The 16,192-nt window shown below is 69.8% G+C and carries 16 protein-coding genes; 9 read left to right on the top strand and 7 right to left on the bottom strand.

Annotated elements, in window-relative coordinates; genetic code table 11:
- Window positions 1–466 precede the first annotated feature (466 nt).
- Window positions 467–2,215: a chromosomal replication initiator protein DnaA gene (gene dnaA, locus OG937_22710; GenBank protein WUD74306.1), complete on the bottom strand. Its 1,749-nt coding sequence runs from the start codon at window positions 2,213–2,215 to the stop codon at window positions 467–469.
- Window positions 2,216–2,605: 390 nt separating this feature from the next.
- Here dnaA and rpmH point away from each other — a divergent pair, with 390 nt between their 5' ends.
- The 9 genes from rpmH (at window position 2,606) to OG937_22665 (ending at window position 9,173) form a co-directional block, all read left to right on the top strand.
- A complete protein-coding gene (gene rpmH, locus OG937_22705) occupies window positions 2,606–2,743 on the top strand; it encodes a 50S ribosomal protein L34 (GenBank protein WUD74305.1) in 138 nt (45 codons plus the stop codon).
- A 26-nt stretch (window positions 2,744–2,769) separates the two neighbouring features.
- Window positions 2,770–3,144: a ribonuclease P protein component gene (gene rnpA / locus OG937_22700; GenBank protein WUD74304.1), complete on the top strand. Its 375-nt coding sequence runs from the start codon at window positions 2,770–2,772 to the stop codon at window positions 3,142–3,144.
- Window positions 3,141–3,461, top strand: coding sequence for a membrane protein insertion efficiency factor YidD (gene yidD / locus OG937_22695; GenBank protein ID WUD74303.1), 321 nt, complete (start codon window positions 3,141–3,143; stop codon window positions 3,459–3,461). Before rnpA ends, yidD begins: the two co-directional genes overlap by 4 nt.
- A 2-nt stretch (window positions 3,462–3,463) precedes the next feature.
- Window positions 3,464–4,516, top strand: a complete 1,053-nt coding sequence (gene yidC, locus OG937_22690; GenBank protein ID WUD74302.1) for a membrane protein insertase YidC — start codon at window positions 3,464–3,466, stop codon at window positions 4,514–4,516.
- A 15-nt stretch (window positions 4,517–4,531) separates the two neighbouring features.
- Window positions 4,532–5,029, top strand: a complete 498-nt coding sequence (locus OG937_22685) for a single-stranded DNA-binding protein (protein ID WUD74301.1) — start codon at window positions 4,532–4,534, stop codon at window positions 5,027–5,029.
- Between the two features lie 103 nt (window positions 5,030–5,132).
- Window positions 5,133–5,849 (top strand): 16S rRNA (guanine(527)-N(7))-methyltransferase RsmG, encoded by a 717-nt coding sequence (rsmG, locus tag OG937_22680; GenBank protein WUD74300.1) that lies wholly within the window; start codon window positions 5,133–5,135, stop codon window positions 5,847–5,849.
- 253 nt (window positions 5,850–6,102) lie between these two features.
- Window positions 6,103–7,152, top strand: a complete 1,050-nt coding sequence (locus OG937_22675) for a ParA family protein (protein WUD74299.1) — start codon at window positions 6,103–6,105, stop codon at window positions 7,150–7,152.
- The gene (locus OG937_22670) at window positions 7,149–8,258 is read left to right on the top strand and encodes a ParB/RepB/Spo0J family partition protein (protein WUD74298.1); all 1,110 of its coding nucleotides are present in this window, start codon (window positions 7,149–7,151) and stop codon (window positions 8,256–8,258) included. The genes OG937_22675 and OG937_22670 overlap by 4 nt, the downstream gene beginning before the upstream one ends.
- A 297-nt stretch (window positions 8,259–8,555) precedes the next feature.
- A complete protein-coding gene (locus OG937_22665; protein ID WUD74297.1) occupies window positions 8,556–9,173 on the top strand; it encodes a GNAT family N-acetyltransferase in 618 nt (205 codons plus the stop codon).
- A 56-nt stretch (window positions 9,174–9,229) separates the two neighbouring features.
- On the opposite strand, the gene trxA is transcribed toward OG937_22665, so the two are convergent.
- The 6 genes from trxA to murJ form a co-directional block, all read right to left on the bottom strand.
- A complete protein-coding gene (gene trxA, locus OG937_22660) occupies window positions 9,230–9,559 on the bottom strand; it encodes a thioredoxin (GenBank protein WUD74296.1) in 330 nt (109 codons plus the stop codon).
- 47 nt (window positions 9,560–9,606) lie between these two features.
- Window positions 9,607–10,593 carry a thioredoxin-disulfide reductase gene (trxB, locus tag OG937_22655; GenBank protein WUD74295.1) on the bottom strand — a complete coding sequence of 329 codons (987 nt, stop codon included), beginning with the start codon at window positions 10,591–10,593 and terminating at the stop codon, window positions 9,607–9,609.
- Between the two features lie 109 nt (window positions 10,594–10,702).
- The gene (locus OG937_22650) at window positions 10,703–11,566 is read right to left on the bottom strand and encodes a hypothetical protein (GenBank protein ID WUD74294.1); all 864 of its coding nucleotides are present in this window, start codon (window positions 11,564–11,566) and stop codon (window positions 10,703–10,705) included.
- Window positions 11,563–12,255: an RNA polymerase sigma factor SigM gene (sigM, locus tag OG937_22645; GenBank protein WUD74293.1), complete on the bottom strand. Its 693-nt coding sequence runs from the start codon at window positions 12,253–12,255 to the stop codon at window positions 11,563–11,565. The genes OG937_22650 and sigM overlap by 4 nt, the downstream gene beginning before the upstream one ends.
- Window positions 12,256–12,274: 19 nt before the next feature.
- Window positions 12,275–14,008: a protein kinase family protein gene (locus OG937_22640; GenBank protein WUD74292.1), complete on the bottom strand. Its 1,734-nt coding sequence runs from the start codon at window positions 14,006–14,008 to the stop codon at window positions 12,275–12,277.
- A gap of 120 nt (window positions 14,009–14,128) precedes the next feature.
- Window positions 14,129–16,192, bottom strand: a complete 2,064-nt coding sequence (gene murJ, locus OG937_22635; GenBank protein WUD74291.1) for a murein biosynthesis integral membrane protein MurJ — start codon at window positions 16,190–16,192, stop codon at window positions 14,129–14,131.

The raw sequence follows: 16,192 nt of genomic DNA, 5'->3' as shown, positions 1-16,192 counted from the left end.
GCGCTGTCCCCAGGAATACCCAGGTTCTCCCCAGCCCAACCCACCACGTTGGTGTGATGCGGTTCACTCCGATCGGTGAGCGGGTCTGTTCCGTTGCCGAACAGTGGACAGGACTGTGGAGAAGTGGTCCCTGACTGGGGACAACGTGCCCCTGCCTGTGGGCGGCCGGTGGACAACCGGGAGGGTGGCCTTGTGGGCGGCGGGAGCGTCCACAGTCTGTGGATCAGGGTTGCCCACAAATCCACACGGCCTCCAGCAGCCCGGATGAGTATCCCGCGGTCGTGCCTGTGGACACGTTCGGGACAACCCGGGCATCCCCAGGCTGTGGACGGGGGAAAACCGCCCCCGCCTGTGGAGAGACGTTCCTGTCCCCAAGACGCGGCCGGCGCAGTCGAACAACGAGAAGCGCCCCGGGAGTTGGCCCGGGGCGCTGTGGAGGTCTCGGCGGACGCCGAGGGCGCTGCGCTCAGCTCTTGATGCGGTTGGTGAGCTCGGTGACCTGGTTGTAGATCGACCGCCGCTCGGCCATCAGGGAGCGGATCTTGCGGTCCGCGTGCATGACGGTCGTGTGGTCGCGGCCGCCGAACAGGGCGCCGATCTTGGGCAGCGAAAGGTCCGTGAGCTCACGGCACAGGTACATGGCGATCTGCCGGGCCGTGACGAGCACCCGGCTGCGGGAGGAGCCCGAGAGGTCCTCCACGTCCAGACCGAAGTACGAGGCCGTCTCCGCCATGATCGCCTGCCCGCTGATCTCGGGGACGGAGTCCTCCCCGCCCGGGATCAGGTCCTTCAGCACGATCTCGGTGAGCTGGAGGTCCACCGGCTGCCGGTTGAGGCTGGCGAAGGCCGTCACGCGGATCAGCGCACCCTCCAGCTCGCGGATGTTCCGCGAGATCCGGGAGGCGATGAACTCCAGCACCTCCGGCGGGGCGTTGAGCTGCTCCTGCACGGCCTTCTTGCGGAGGATCGCGATCCGGGTCTCCAGCTCGGGCGGCTGGACGTCGGTGATCAGGCCCCACTCGAAGCGGTTGCGCAGCCGGTCCTCCAGGGTCACCAGCTGCTTGGGCGGCCGGTCCGAGGAGAGCACGATCTGCTTGTTGGCGTTGTGCAGGGTGTTGAAGGTGTGGAAGAACTCCTCCTGCGTCGACTCCTTGCTCGCCAGGAACTGGATGTCGTCGACGAGCAGGATGTCCATGTCGCGGTAGCGCTTGCGGAACGCGTCCGCCTTGCCGTCGCGGATGGAGTTGATGAACTCGTTGGTGAACTCTTCGGAGCTCACGTAGCGCACCCGCGTCCCCGGGTAGAGGCTGCGGGCGTAGTGCCCGATCGCGTGCAGCAGGTGCGTCTTGCCGAGGCCGGACTCCCCGTAGATGAACAGCGGGTTGTACGCCTTGGCCGGTGCCTCCGCGACGGCGACCGCCGCGGCGTGCGCGAAGCGGTTGGAGGCGCCGATGACGAAGGTGTCGAAGAGGTACTTGGGGTTCAGCCGCGCCGTGGGCTCGGCCGGGCCCACGGAACCACCCGAACCGCTCGCGCCGCCCGTGGGGGAACCGACACCACCGCCGCCACCGGTGCGCGGCGTCGGCATGGTGGGCATGGTCGGCCTTTGCGGCGGCACCGGCTCCGGACGCCCCTGAGGCTGGTGCGGCGGGGGGATCTCGTAGCGGGAGGCGGGCGGCCGGTACGGCTCGCGATCCTGGTAGTCGCCGAAATGTTGTTGCTGCCAGCGGTCCTCGGGCTCGTGGGGCGGCCAGCCGCCGGCACCGCCGGTGGGCCCGACCGCGTGGTCGGGGTAGGCCGGGCGCATCCGCGGGACCTCGCCGTAGCCGTGCGGCTGCTCGCCGTACCGGGCGGGTTCCGCGCCGTACCCGGGGGGCTGCGGCTGGGCCTGGGACTGCGGCTCGGGGGCGACCGGGGCCGGCGGCGCGGGCGCCGCTTCCGGCTCGCCGCCCGAGGCCACGGCGATGGCGATGCCCACGGGGTGCCCGAACTCACGGCTGAGGACATCGGTGATCAGCGGGAGGAGCCGTCCCTCCAGCACGCTCTTGGCGAACTCGTTGGGGGCGGACAGCACCGCCGTGCCCGCGACGAGCGCCAACGGCTGCGTCCGCTGCAGCCACTCCGCGTCCTTCGGCTTGAGGTCGTCGCTTTCGGCGAGCAGTTTCTGCAGGACCCTGGGCCACACTGAGGCAAGATCGGCAGTTACGTCAGCCACAGTGCACGCTCTCTCGTCGGTCGCTGGTTGGTGCCGATGGGTCCCACGAAGGTGTGGTTCTTGGGACGGACGGGAATGTTTCGGGGTTTGGCCACGGTAGTCAGCGCGGGCTACCTGGTTCAAGTCGTTGTCCACAGGGTGTGCAAAACCACGTCCGGATGGCGGTGCACCACGGCCCGCGCCCCAGCGGGTTTGACCTGATGCCGCGGCCCCGCGTACCGTAACCAGGTCGAGTTGTCGATGGCTGCTGCCGCCTGCCTACCGATGGGCGAGGATCACCAAGGTGATCGTCAAGCGGTGCACACCTGAATGTTCCGCGAGCTTCTCGTGGGCGCACGGTGACAGCCAGGCGACGCCCCGCCAACACCCGATTCATCCTGGAGCCCCCGAGTGAGCAAGCGCACCTTCCAGCCGAACAACCGTCGTCGCGCCAAGACCCACGGCTTCCGGCTGCGTATGCGTACGCGTGCCGGCCGCGCCATCCTCGCGACCCGCCGCAGCAAGGGCCGCGCCCGTCTGTCCGCCTGATCGCACCGAAGCGCGAGGTGTGAGTCGTGCTGCCCACCGGTAATCGGCTGAGGCGGCGCCAGGACTTCGCGACGGCGGTACGTCGAGGACGCCGGGCCGGACGGCCGCTCTTGGTCGTCCACCTGCGCACCGACAGTGACACAAGGGACCCGCACGCGGCGGGGGGGAGTGCCTCCCCGGCGCGTGCGGGTTTCGTCGTGAGCAAGGCCGTCGGCGACGCCGTGACCCGGAACCTGGTCAAGCGTCGGCTTCGTCACCTCGTCCGCGAACGTCTGTCCGTGCTGCCCCCCGGTAGCCTGGTAGTCGTACGAGCGCTGCCCGGTGCGGGTGACGCAGACCATTCACAGCTGGCCCGAGACCTGGATGCCGCCCTCGGGAGGCTCCTGGGGGTGGCGCTATGAAGTACCCGTTGCTGGCCTTGATCAAGATTTACCAGTGGACCATCAGCCCGTTGCTCGGTCCGGTCTGCAAGTACTACCCCTCGTGCTCTCACTACGGGTATACGGCGATCGATCGGCACGGCGCGATCAAGGGCACTGCCTTGACCGCGTGGCGGATCCTGCGTTGCAACCCGTGGTCGCTCGGCGGTGTGGACCATGTCCCCCCGCGCAAGCGACCGCCGTGGCACGCTCGCCTGCGCGAAGCCCTCCGGGGTGACGCACCAGGCGGGTCCGTTACTCCCGAGCCCGTCGAGACGCCTCATGCCCAAGGAGCCTGACCGTGGGGATCTTGAACCCCCTCTACGCCGCCGTTTCGTGGATCATCGTCCAGTTCCACTCGCTGTACGGTCTTGTCTTTGACAAGGACGGCGGCCTGGCCTGGGGTCTGTCGATCGTCTCTCTGGTGGTCCTGATCCGGATCTGCCTGATCCCGCTCTTCGTGAAGCAGATCAAGTCGACCCGGAACATGCAGGCGCTCCAGCCCAAGATGAAGGCGATCCAGGAGCGCTACAAGAACGACAAGCAGCGCCAGTCCGAAGAGATGATGAAGCTGTACAAGGAGACGGGCACCAACCCGCTCTCCTCGTGCCTTCCGATCCTGGCGCAGTCCCCCTTCTTCTTCTCGCTGTACCACGTGCTGAGCTACATCGCGCAGGGCAAGCAGGTCGGCGTGATGAGCCAGGACCTGGTCAACAGCGCCCAGAAGGCGCACATCTTCGGCGCCCCGCTCGCCGCGAAGTTCACCGACAGCGCTGACAAGCTCGCCTCGCTGGGCGCCTCGGTCACCGACGTCCGCGTGGTCACCGTCATCATGATCATCCTGATGTCGGCCTCGCAGTTCTACACGCAGCGCCAGCTGATGACGAAGAACGTCGACATGACGGTGAAGACGCCGTTCATGCAGCAGCAGAAGATGCTGATGTACGTCTTCCCGATCATGTTCGCCGTCTTCGGCATCAACTTCCCCGTCGGTGTCCTCATCTACTGGCTGACCACCAACGTGTGGACCATGGGGCAGCAGATGTTCGTCATCCGCCGGAACCCGACCCCCGGCAGCCTCGCCTTCCAGCAGCGCCAGGAGCGCCTGAAGGCCAAGGGCAAGCTGAAGGACGAGCCCGCCGCCGACAAGGAGCTGCAGGACGCGGCGCCGGTGAAGCGCAGCCAGCCCAAGCGCCAGACCAAGTCCCAGCGCCAGACGGGCGGTCCCGCGCAGCCGGGTGCTGCTGCCGGCGGCACCAAGCCGAAGCCCAAGCCGGGCGGCGGAGCGACCGCGGGCACCAAGCCCAAGCCGAGCAGCGGCGCGGACAAGCCGAACCTGTCGAAGAAGAAGTAGTAGAGGAGTCCTGCCGTGACGGACGGCAACACCACCGACGCGCTCACCCGCCTCGAGCAGGAGGGCGAGATCGCGGCCGACTACCTCGAGGGGCTGCTGGACATCGCCGACCTCGACGGTGACATCGACATGGACGTCGAAGGGGACCGCGCCTCGGTCTCCATCGTCGGCGACCCGTCGAGCCGTGACCTCAACAAGCTCGTCGGCCGGGACGGCGAGGTGCTGGAGGCGCTCCAGGAGCTGACCCGGCTCGCGGTCCACCGGGAGACCGGCGACCGCAGCAGGCTGATGCTGGACATCGCCGGCTTCCGGGCGCAGAAGCGGGCCGAGCTGACCGAGCTGGGCGAGAAGGCGGCCGAGGAGGTCAAGGGCTCCGGCCAGCCGGTCAAGCTGAAGCCGATGACGCCCTTCGAGCGCAAGGTCGTGCACGACGCCGTGGCCGCCGCGGGGCTGCGCAGCGAGTCCGAGGGCGAGGAGCCCGAGCGCCGGGTGGTCGTCCTTCCGGCCTCCTGACCTCCCCCGGTCTCAGCGGTACTCACTCGGCCCCGTCTGTTCGCAGGCGGGGCCGAATCTTGTCAGCCTGGAGAAGGCCCGTAACAACGGAAGGACGGTTCTCGTGACGGAGGCAGCGGCGGAGCTCCCCCCGGCGCCGGAGGCGGCACGTGAGGTGTTCGGGGAGCGCTTCGCGGACGCGGTGCGGTACGCGGAACTGCTGGCCGACGCGGGCGTGCGTCGCGGGCTGATCGGTCCGCGGGAGGTGCCCCGGCTGTGGGAACGCCATCTGCTGAACTGCGCGGTGCTCGCCGAGGTGATCCCCCAGGGCGTCTCGGTGTGCGACGTGGGCTCGGGGGCGGGGCTGCCGGGCATCCCGCTGGCACTGACCCGGCCGGACCTCAGCATCACCCTGCTGGAGCCGCTGCTGCGCAGGACCACCTTCCTCGAGGAGGCCGTGCGGCTGCTGGGGCTGTCCAACGTCGTGGTGGTGCGTGGCCGGGCCGAGGAGATGGTGGGCAAGGTGCCTCCGGTGGACGTGGTGACCGCGCGCGCCGTGGCCCCCCTGGACCGGCTCGCCGGCTGGGGACTTCCCCTGCTCCGTCCGCACGGGGAGATGACCGTCCTCAAGGGCGACACGGCCGAGGAGGAGCTGAAGGCGGCGCGTGCCGCGCTGAGCCGTCTCGGTGCCGTGGAGACCTCCGTGGTCCAGGTCGGCGAGGGGATCGTGGATCCGCTGTCGACCGTGGTGCGGGTGCTCGCGGGGGAGAGCCCCGGTGGTGTCCGTGCGGCGACCCGGAGGGCCAAGGCGGCCCGGGAGAGCCGCCGGCGCCAACGCTGATCGCGGCTGGGGTCGTGTGCTCCATACAAACGGCCATACGTACACAATCCGGAGTGTCGTGTAGGAAACGGTCGCCGCGCTGCGCATCGTGTTTCACGTGAAACGGCGCTCTCTACTTCCAGGAATCCTCGGCCGCGCCCGTGCCGCGGCCGAATCGCTCTCTCATCGGGCCGTCGAGATGACCCATTCAGCGACCCAACCGGTGGATTCATCCACAGGAGAACGGCCCTCACTGGTTCGTGACCCCGAAAGCATGGCAGGCTCTGTTCATTGCGAGCTTGTAGTCGAGGAGAGTGAATCCTTGCGGTCCGACGCCAACATCGCGGGACCGATGGCCGATCCGGTCCCCGGTCCCCGCACCGAGTCGTTCGGGGATGATGTTTCACGTGAAACACCGCCCCCGATGGACGACACCCCCATCGGCCGTGCAGCCCAACTGGCCGTGGAGGCGCTGGGGCGGGCCGGTGAAGGACTCCCCCGCCCACCCCAGACCCGAGTGGTCGTGGTCGCCAACCAGAAGGGCGGGGTCGGCAAGACCACCACCACGGTCAACATGGCCGCCTCCCTGGCCCTGCACGGGGCCCGGGTGCTGGTCGTCGACCTCGACCCCCAGGGCAATGCATCCACCGCCCTAGGGATCGACCACCACTCCGAAGTCCCCTCCATCTACGACGTCCTGGTCGAGAGCAAGCCGCTCTCCGACGTAGTCCAGCCGGTGCCGGACGTGGAGGGCCTGTTCTGTGCCCCCGCCACCATCGACCTGGCCGGTGCCGAGATCGAGCTGGTCTCGCTGGTAGCCCGGGAGAGCCGGCTGCAGCGGGCCATCGAGTCCTACGAGCAGCCGCTGGACTACATCCTCATCGACTGCCCGCCCTCGCTCGGTCTGCTGACCGTCAACGCCATGGTCGCCGGTGCCGAGGTCCTCATCCCCATCCAGTGCGAGTACTACGCCCTGGAAGGACTGGGCCAGTTGCTCCGCAACGTGGAACTGGTGCGTGGCCACCTCAACCCGAAGCTCCACGTCTCCACCATTTTGTTGACCATGTACGACGGCCGGACCCGGCTCGCCTCGCAGGTCGCCGAAGAAGTGCGCACCCACTTCGGCAAGGAGGTGCTGAGCACGAGCATCCCGCGCTCGGTCCGCATCTCGGAGGCCCCCAGCTACGGCCAGACGGTGCTGACCTACGATCCGGGTTCGAGCGGAGCGCTGTCGTACCTGGAGGCTGCACGCGAGATGGCCCTGCGCGGGCTGGGGCGCACCCAAGAAGTCAATGAGCAGAACACCTCGGAGGGGATCCAGTGAGTGAGCGACGCAGAGGACTCGGCCGTGGTCTTGGCGCGCTGATTCCCGCCGCACCGAACGGTGTGGACGCGGCGGCCGCGACCGCGGTGGCGACGGCGGCGAACGCCGCCCCGGTCCTGGCGCCGGAACGAGGGGTCGCCGTCGCCAAGGTGGCGGCCCTGGTGGAACAGCAGGGTCGTGAGGGCACCGCTGCGATCCCGGTTTCACGTGAAACCCCCGAAGCCATCGCGGCCCAGGAGCCGCCGATGGTCGCAGGGGCGTACTTCGCCGAGCTGCCGCTGGACGCGATCATCCCCAACCCGCGTCAGCCGCGTGAGGTCTTCGACGAGGACGCGCTGGCCGAGCTGGTGACCTCCATCAAGGAGGTCGGCCTCCTGCAGCCGGTCGTCGTCCGTCAGGTCGGACCGGAGCGCTACGAGCTCATCATGGGTGAGCGCCGCTGGCGGGCCAGCCGTGAGGCGGGCCTGGAAGCCATCCCGGCGATCGTGCGGGCCACCGAGGACGAGAAGCTCCTCCTGGACGCGCTGCTGGAGAACCTGCACCGTGCCCAGCTGAACCCGCTGGAGGAGGCGGCCGCCTACGACCAGCTCCTCAAGGACTTCGCCTGCACGCACGAGCAGCTCGCCGACCGCATCGGCCGCTCCCGTTCCCAGGTCTCCAACACCCTGCGCCTGCTGAAGCTCTCCGCGCCCGTACAGCGCCGTGTGGCGGCCGGTGTGCTCTCCGCCGGGCACGCACGGTCCCTGCTCGCCCTGGAGGACGTGGAGGACCAGGACCGGCTCGCCAGCCGGATCGTGGCCGAGGGGCTCTCGGTGCGCGCGGTCGAGGAGATCGTGCATGTGATGAACTCCGAGTCCCAGCCGACGAGGAAGGCCCCGTCCCCCCGGGCCGGCAAGCGGATGTCTCCCGCGCTGACCGATCTGGCGCTGCGGCTCTCGGACCGCTTCGAGACCCGGGTGAAGGTGGACTTGGGGCAGAAGCGCGGGAAGATCGTCGTGGAGTTCGCCTCGATAGAGGACCTGGAGCGCATCCTCGGCTCGATGGCCCCTGGTGAGGGCGAGGTTCTCGAGCGGTCGCTCACCGAGGAGACCGACGAGGAGGAGTGATCCCCTCCCCGTCATGTGACGGGCCGCAACTTCTGGGCGGGTCGCATCCCGAGCGGGATGTGACCCGCTTTTTGCTGGGCCGTTCGCGTTGCTCCGGTGTCGGACTTGTCCGCCCGCGGATACGATGCGTACGGGATGGAGCACTACCTCCGAGGAGGGGCTCATGCGATCGGTGCGGCGCGTCGGAGTGGAGCACGATTGGCAGAAGGCCGCCCTCCTCGCAGCGGGGCTTGGGCTGGGCGCCGTGGGTGGCTTCGTCGGCAGTTGGGTCCACGACAGAAACGAGGGTCAGACCTCATGGGGCGTCGGCTCGTTCCGCTCACGCTGGACAACCTCCCGGATCTCCCCAACCGCTGCCGCGCGTGCGTCTTCTGGGAACTCGATCCGGTAAGCGGTGAGGCCGCCGTCCAAGCCGGCAAGCCCGAGCTCGAGAAGGAGGCCTGGATCTCCGCGGTCCTCCTGGAGTGGGGTTCCTGCGGCCGTGTCGTCTACGTGGACGAGGTGCCGGCCGGTTTCGTGCTGTACGCCCCGCCGGCCTACGTGCCGCGCTCGACGGCCTTCCCCACGAGTCCCGTCTCCCCCGACGCGGTCCAGTTGATGACCGCCCGCGTCCTCCCGGGCTTCCAGGGACAGGGACTGGGCCGGGTCCTGGTGCAGTCCGTGGCCAAGGACCTGGTGCGGCGGGGCTTCCGGGCGATCGAGGCCTTCGGTGACGCGCGCTGGGAGGAGCCCGCGTGCGTGCTCCCCGCCGAGCACCTGCTGGCGGTCGGGTTCAAGACGGTGCGGCCGCACCCGCGGTTCCCCCGGCTGAGGCTGGAACTGCGGACGACGATCTCCTGGAAGGAGGACGTCGAGATGGCGATCGACCGGCTGCTCGGCGCCGTGCAGAAGGAGCCGGCGCTGCGGCCCCTGTGACGGACGAAGGGCCCGCCCCTCACGGGGGCGGGCCCTTTCGTGTCCGTCTGCGGTGCTCAGCCGATGAAGTCGGACAGGTCGCGCTCGATGGCGGCCTTCGGCTTGGCGCCGACGATGGTCTTCACGACCTCACCGCCCTTGTAGACGTTGAGGGTCGGGATCGACATGACGCCGTACTTGGCGGCGGTGACCGGGTTCTCGTCGATGTTCAGCTTGACGATGGTGATCTGGTCGCCGTGCTCCGCGGCGATCGCCTCCAGGGAGGGGGCGATCTGGCGGCACGGACCGCACCACTCGGCCCAGAAGTCGACGAGCACGGGCTTGTCGCTGGACAGGACCTCCTCGTCGAAGGTCGCATCGGTCACGGTCTTGGTGTTGCCGGCCACGGCTGTCTCCTCGGTGTGTAGGACGGGTACTTGCTTGTGCGGTGCGGTCAGACGACCGCGGCGGCGGTCTGCTCGGGCTCGCGGGTGTGCTCGCTGCCCGCGTCGCTCAGAGCGGCGAGGTAGCGCTCGGCGTCCAGGGCGGCGGAGCAACCGGTGCCCGCGGCGGTGATCGCCTGGCGGTAGGTGTGGTCCACGACGTCGCCGGCGGCGAAGACCCCGGGGATCTTCGTACGGGTGCTGGGGGACTCGACCTTGAGGTAGCCCTCCTCGTCCAGGTCGAGGATGCCCTTGAACAGCTCGGTCCGCGGGTCGTGGCCGATCGCGATGAAGAGTCCGGTGACCGGCAGCTCGGAGGTCTCGCCGGACTTGGTGTTCCGCAGGACCAGGCCGGAGAGCTTGCCGTCGCCGTTGATCTCGGCGACCTCGTTGTCCCAGACGAACGAGATCTTCGGGTCGGCGAAGGCACGCTCCTGCATGGCCTTGGAGGCGCGGAGGGTGTCCCGGCGGTGGACGACCCTCACGCTCTTGGCGAAGCGCGAGAGGAAGGTCGCCTCCTCCAGGGCGGTGTCGCCACCGCCGATGACGGCGATCTCGTGGTCCTTGAAGAAGAAGCCGTCACAGGTGGCGCACCACGAGACGCCGCGACCGGAGAGCTGGTCCTCGTTGGGCAGGCCCAGCTTGCGGTGCTGGGAACCGGTGGCGACGATGACGGCCTTCGCCCGGTGGACGGTGCCCGCGGAGTCGGTGACGGTCTTGATGTCGCCCTCGAGGTCGACCTCGACGATGTCGTCCGGGATCAGCTCGGCACCGAACCGCTCGGCCTGGGCCCGCATGTTCTCCATGAGGTCGGGGCCCATGATGCCGTCGCGGAAGCCGGGGAAGTTCTCCACATCGGTCGTGGTCATCAGAGCACCGCCGGCCGTGACCGCCCCTTCGAAGACCAGGGGCTTGAGGGAGGCGCGGGCGGTGTAGAGCGCGGCTGTGTATCCCGCCGGACCGGAACCGATGATGATCACGTTTCGGACGTCGCTCACGGGTGCTTCCTCGTCTCTGCTGTGCCGACTCGCCGGGTGCCTCGGCGACGGGACCATTGTCATCCCGCCTAACGGATCCTACGGTCCGGGCATTCCCATCGGCGCGGCGCTAGCGAGGGTATGTCTCCTCACGGAGGAGGGTGCCCGTGACGGGGGGCTGCGCGGTGGCGCACGAGGCGTCCACGACGTAGGCGTCGACCAGCGCGGGGTCGCCCTCGTGCGGCATCACGACCAGGTAGGAGTCCATGCCCTCGTACCGGCCCCGCTGGAAGGCGATCGGGGCCTCCCGGCGGTCGACGGCCCCCAGGACGCAGGACGGCGCGGCGCTGTCCATGCCGACCATGGGGGACTGCCCCTGGGGCTTGCTCTCAGTGCCCTTGCTCGTGCGGTCTGTCAGCAGATCGTGTACCTGCACGCCGAGCATGTCGGCGTCAGCCTTGACACCCGCATCGGAGGCCGACGACGACTGGCTGTCGGAGCTTCCCCCGGCGTTCCAGCCGGACTGGGCGAGGACGGTCCCGAGACCGAGCACGGCGGCCACGGAAGCGGTGATGAGGATCCCCTTCCCCCAGCGGCGACGGGGCCGGGTGCCCGGGCGGCCGGGCCCGCTGGGACCGGTGCCGCGGCCGGAGGGCCTTCCGTCTGCCGGGGCCGATGTTTCACGTGAAACACGGGGCGGCTCCGTGGTCTCTGTTTCACGTGAAACATCGGCCCCGCTCGCGGCGAGCAGTGCCTCGGCGGCGAGTGCGGCGTCGATCCGGCCCGCGATGTCGGCCGGCATCCGGGGCAGGCCGGGGAGGGTGCCCAGCAGCCCCCGGATCTCGTCCAGCGAGGCGTGGACGTCGGCGCAGAGCGCACAGCCGTCGATGTGCCCGCGGACGTCGGCCGAGCGCTCGGGCGGGAGGATGCCCTCGGTGAGCGCGGAGATCTCGGCGACCTCGGGGTGCTCGTCCGTACCCGTCGTCGACGTCATGGGTGTCCACCTCCGCCCTTCGTGAAGCCGTGGCCCGGCCGGGCCTCCGTCTCTGGGACGGATGCGTTCTCCGTCCGGTTCCTTCCCCCTGGGTGATCGCCGCTACTCCCTGACGCCTCCCGTAGATGGGAGAGGAGCGGCAGCAGTCGTGCCCTGCCGCGGGCACATCTGCTCTTGACCGTCCCCGTCGGCACGTCCAGGACGGCGGCGGCCTCGGCCACGGGGTAGCCCTGCATGTCGACCAGGACCAGGGCGGCCCGCTGCTCCACGGGGAGCGTCCCGAGCGCCCGCAGCAGTTCCCGGTGGAGCTCGCCCCGCTCGGCGGGGGCCGCGGCGGACTCATGGGGTTCGAGCAGTTCCTCGAACTGCTTCTCGTCCGTGACCGGAGCGGTGCGGCGTGAGGCGGCCTTGCGTGCCCGGTCCAGGCACGCGTTCACGGTGATGCGGTGCAGCCAGGTTGTGACGGCCGACTGCCCGCGGAAGGTGTGGGCGGAGCGGAAGGCCGAGACGAGCGCGTCCTGCACGGCGTCCGCGGCTTCCTCGCGGTCCCCCAGGGTCCGCAGCGCCACCGCCCACAACCGGTCGCGGTGCCGGCGGACGAGTTCCCCGAAGGCGTTCGGGTCCCCCGCGACATGACGGGCGAGGAGGTCGCTGTCGCTGACCTCCCCGCCCGTTCCTTGCGTGCCCACCGTCCCCCTCCCCGCGGGGCTACTGCCCCTCGAACCTCACGTCGGTGATGGCCTGCTTGTACCCCGACTGGCTGAAGTTGTCCGCCGGAGAGTTGGGCATGGCCGTCAGCCAGACGAGAACGTACCGCGTCTCCACGGGTTGCTTCGTCGTGAGCTTGGCGGAACGACCGGAGGTCTTGACCGTGGCGATCTTCTTCATGCCCGAGAGGTCGGCCGACGAGGACAACGAGTCCGTTGCGTAGAGCTCGACCGTGGTGTGGTCTCCGCCGTAGTAGAGGCCTATCGTCGCCGCGCTCAGCTTCTTCACGGCGCCGAGGTCGTAGACGATGCCGACCCCCTTCTTGTAGGGGGCGAGCACCGGGCCCTTCTGGAAACTCCTGCTGCGCCAGTAGCTCCCGGCGTCCTGGTCGTAGGTGAGCTTCACCTGCTCGGTGTGCTGCGGCGTGCCGTCCGGGTAGTACTCGGCAGCGTCCTGGACCGGCAGCGGCTTCAGCGTCACTTGGTTCGCGCCGCCGTTGTCGCTGCCGCCGTCGCCGCCCGTGTTGTGGGAGGTGGAGGTCCCTCCGGACTTCGCCTGGTTCTCGCGGTCCATCAGCGTCTCCGCGAGCTGCCAGCTGCCGAGGCCGAGGGCGACGATGAGGAGGGCCGAGACGGACCACTTGAGGGCCTTGCCGGTGCGGCCGGGCAGGGCCGGGGGCGGCGCGGCGGGGAGGGATGCCGTGGCGCCGGGGGACGCGGGGCCCGCGCCGGTCTGGCGGTAGGAGCCCTGCTGGTAGGTGGTGCGCGAGTAGGGCGCCATCGCCGGCTCGGGCGGCCGGATCTTGGGGATCGCGGTGACGGCCTTGGCCAGCTCCTCGGGGGTGGTGCAGGGCTCCGGCTCACGGGAGGCCGTCGCCCCGTCGTTGACCAGGGCACGCATGGCCAGCTCCGACAGCCCACGGTGGACCCCTGCCCGCACCTGGTCGGGCGCGACCAGGCCGACGTCCTTGGGGAGGCCGGTGAGCCCGTGGTCGTCCTCCGGGTACGGCCAGCGCTGGGTGAGCGAGGCGTACAGGAGGGCTCCGATGGCCTCGGTGTCCTCCCGCTGCGGGCGCTCGGAGGAGATCCCGCGCAACGCGGCGGCGACGGCCAGACCGCGGATGCGGTACTGGCCGGAGTCGGTGCGCAGCACGGCGTCGGGGCCGAGCCGCAGATGGGCCAGGCCCTCACGGTGGGCGGCCGCCATGGCCTGGGAGATCTGGCTGACCATCTGGTAGGCCTCGTGCGGCTCCAGCGGGTCGGCGGTGATCAGGGCGGTCAGTTCGCGCGCGTCCGGGAGCCACTCGTGGATGACGTAGACGAGGTCGTTCTCCTCGACCGCGTCGAGGACCTGGACGAAACGGGGGTCACCGAGCAGGGCGGCGGAGCGGGCCGCAGCCAGCACCGAACGGGCCCGGCCGTGGTCGGCGGGCAGGGTGTGGATGCCCACGGCGCGGCGCAGCTTCTCGTCGACGGCCCGCCAGCTGCTGAAGCCGTCGGAACGGGTGAGGCACTCTTCCAGGCGGTAGCGCTTGGCGAGCTTGTGGCCGCTGTGGAGCTCCGGCGGCTCGGACTTGGTCGGTGCTGTCTCCTCGGGGATGGTCTGCTCTGGCGCGTCCTGCTCTTCGCTCCGGTCCGTCGCCTCGTCGGCCGTGGCCCCGTCCGTGTGGGCGGCGAGCTGCTCTTCGCCGCCCTCGTTGGCCACTCCGACGGCAGCCGTGCTCCGTTCCGCCACCGTCGTTCCTGCCTCCCCATCCGTTGCAAGATCTGACAACACAGCCGAGGACAATTGTGCCAACAGTCCACCGCTATGCACGACACACGACGGCCCACGAAGGTTGCGCGCTGGGCGCCGTCAGCGGCCCAGACGGCCCCTGACCATGCCGACCATGGCCGTCAGTTCCTCGACGCGCATGCGCTTGGCGGCGATGAAGAAGATCCCGCCCAGCACAAGGGCGCCGAGCACCAGCGACAGCAACGATGCGGCAGCGCCGTGACCCAGCGATTGCGAGACACCGTAGACGACGGCGCCGGCGCCCGCAGCGGCGGGGATGCACGCACCGAAGAGCCTGGCGTACGTGCGGACCACGCGCTTGCCGTCGATGTCGCCGCCGAGGCGCCTGCGCAGCCGCTTGACCGCCACTCCGACGCCGATCGTGTAGGCGAGGCCGTACCCGGCCGCCATGCCGACCACGGCCCAGCGGGCGGGGAGCACGAAGTAGCAGACGGCGGCCGCGACGGCGTTGCAGGCGGCGACGATGACCGTGTTGTAGAAGGGGGTGCGGGTGTCCTCGTACGCGTAGAAGCCGCGCAGGACGATGTACTGCACCGAGAACGGGATCAGCCCGAGGCCGAAGGCCATCAGGATGTAGCCGATGTTCAGGGCGCCCTCTCCGGAGCTGCTGTAGAGCAGGGTGGCCATGGGGAGGCCGAGGGCGAGGAAGGCGAACGCAGCGGGCACGACGGCCACGCCCGAGGTCCGCAGGCCGTAGGAGAGGTCGTCGCGGACGGCGGCGGCGTCACCGTCGGCCGCGGCGCGGGAGATCCGCGGCAGCACGGCGGTCATCACGGAGACGGTGATGATGGCCTGCGGCATCTGCCACAGGAGCAGCGCGTAGTTGAAGCCGGTGATGCCGGCGCCCTCGTGGCCCGTCTTCTCGGCCGCCGCGCCCGCCGCCGTGGCGAACTGGGTGAGGACGATCATGCCGACCTGGTTGGCGAGGACGAAGAAGAAGGTCCACTTGGCCAGCTTCGCCGCGTGGCCGAGGCCGTGGCCGCGCCAGTCGAAACGCGGCCGGATCCGGAAGCCGGCGTCGCGCAGGTAGGGGAGCATCGCCAGCGCCTGCACCGCCAGGCCCAGCAGGGTGCCCAGGCCCAGCAGCCGGACCCCGTCGGGGGTGATGGTCCCGGAGGAGACGCGCGTGTCGGTGAAGGAGCCGAAGGCCCAGATGAAGGCGCCGAAGGTGGCGATGATGACGACGTTGTTGAGGACCGGAGTCCACATCATCGCGCCGAAGCGGCCGCGGGCGTTGAGGATCTGCCCAAGCACGACGTGCACCCCCATGAAGAACATGGTGGGGATGCAGTAGCGGGCGAAGGTGACCGCGACCTCGAACCTGACCGGGTCCGAGGCGATGTCGTGGGACATCGCCTGGATGAAGACCGGTGCGGCGACCACGCAGACGGCGGTGACGGCCGCCAGGCCGACGACGACCAGGGTGAGCAGGCGGTTGGCGTACGCCTCGCCGCCGTCGTCGTCGTTCTTCATGGCCCGTACGAGCTGCGGGATGAAGACCGCGTTGAGGGCGCCGCCGCCGACCAGGATGTAGATCATCGTGGGCAGGGTGTTGGCGACCTGGTAGCCGTCGTTCAGCGTGCCGACGCCGATCGCGGCCGCCATGACCAGGGTGCGGAGGAATCCGGTGACCCGGGAGACCAGGGTGCCGGCCGCCATGAGCGCGCTGGACTTGAGGATGCTGCCGGCCCGTCCGCCGGACTTCCCGGCCACGGGCTCCGCCGCGGGCTCGGGCTCCGCCGGGGCCGTCTGCACCGGCTCGTCACGGAAGAGGTGGGCGTACTCGTCCGGCCGCGCCGGCCTCCCGTCCTCGTCCGGAGCGTGGGAGACCAGCTCGTCGACGCCGACGTACCGGGTGTTGGCGTCGTCGGCGTAGGGCATGCGGTACGGCTCCTGGTGCGCGTACGGCGGCCCGTAGGCATGGGGCTGGGCCGGCGGGTGCGCGGTTCTGTCGTACAGCGCCTCGCCCACCGGGTCCTGCGCGGTCGGATCCTGCCGCTGGTACGGGTCGCGGGCGTAGGTGTCCTGCAGGTACGGGTCGGGCGCGGCAGGGTGCTGCCCGGGCTGCTCGGGGAACCGCTCCCCGGCTTCCCGTTCGCGCTCACCGTCGTACGGTGCGTTCAT

The organism is Streptomyces sp. NBC_00510 (genome assembly GCA_036013505.1).
Classification (GTDB): Bacteria; Actinomycetota; Actinomycetes; order Streptomycetales; family Streptomycetaceae; genus Actinacidiphila.
This window is presented reverse-complemented; position numbering and strand designations above follow the sequence as displayed.

Excerpts from the sequence above, each read along its gene's own strand:
- OG937_22665 (WUD74297.1), top strand. The coding sequence starts at position 8,556 with ATGGGGCGTCGGCTCGTTCCGCTCACGCTGGACAACCTCCCGGATCTC.
- yidD (WUD74303.1), top strand. The coding sequence starts at position 3,141 with ATGAAGTACCCGTTGCTGGCCTTGATCAAGATTTACCAGTGGACCATC.
- OG937_22675 (WUD74299.1), top strand. The coding sequence starts at position 6,103 with ATGGCAGGCTCTGTTCATTGCGAGCTTGTAGTCGAGGAGAGTGAATCC.
- OG937_22650 (WUD74294.1), bottom strand. The coding sequence starts at position 11,566 with ATGACGTCGACGACGGGTACGGACGAGCACCCCGAGGTCGCCGAGATC.
- murJ (WUD74291.1), bottom strand. The coding sequence starts at position 16,192 with ATGAACGCACCGTACGACGGTGAGCGCGAACGGGAAGCCGGGGAGCGG.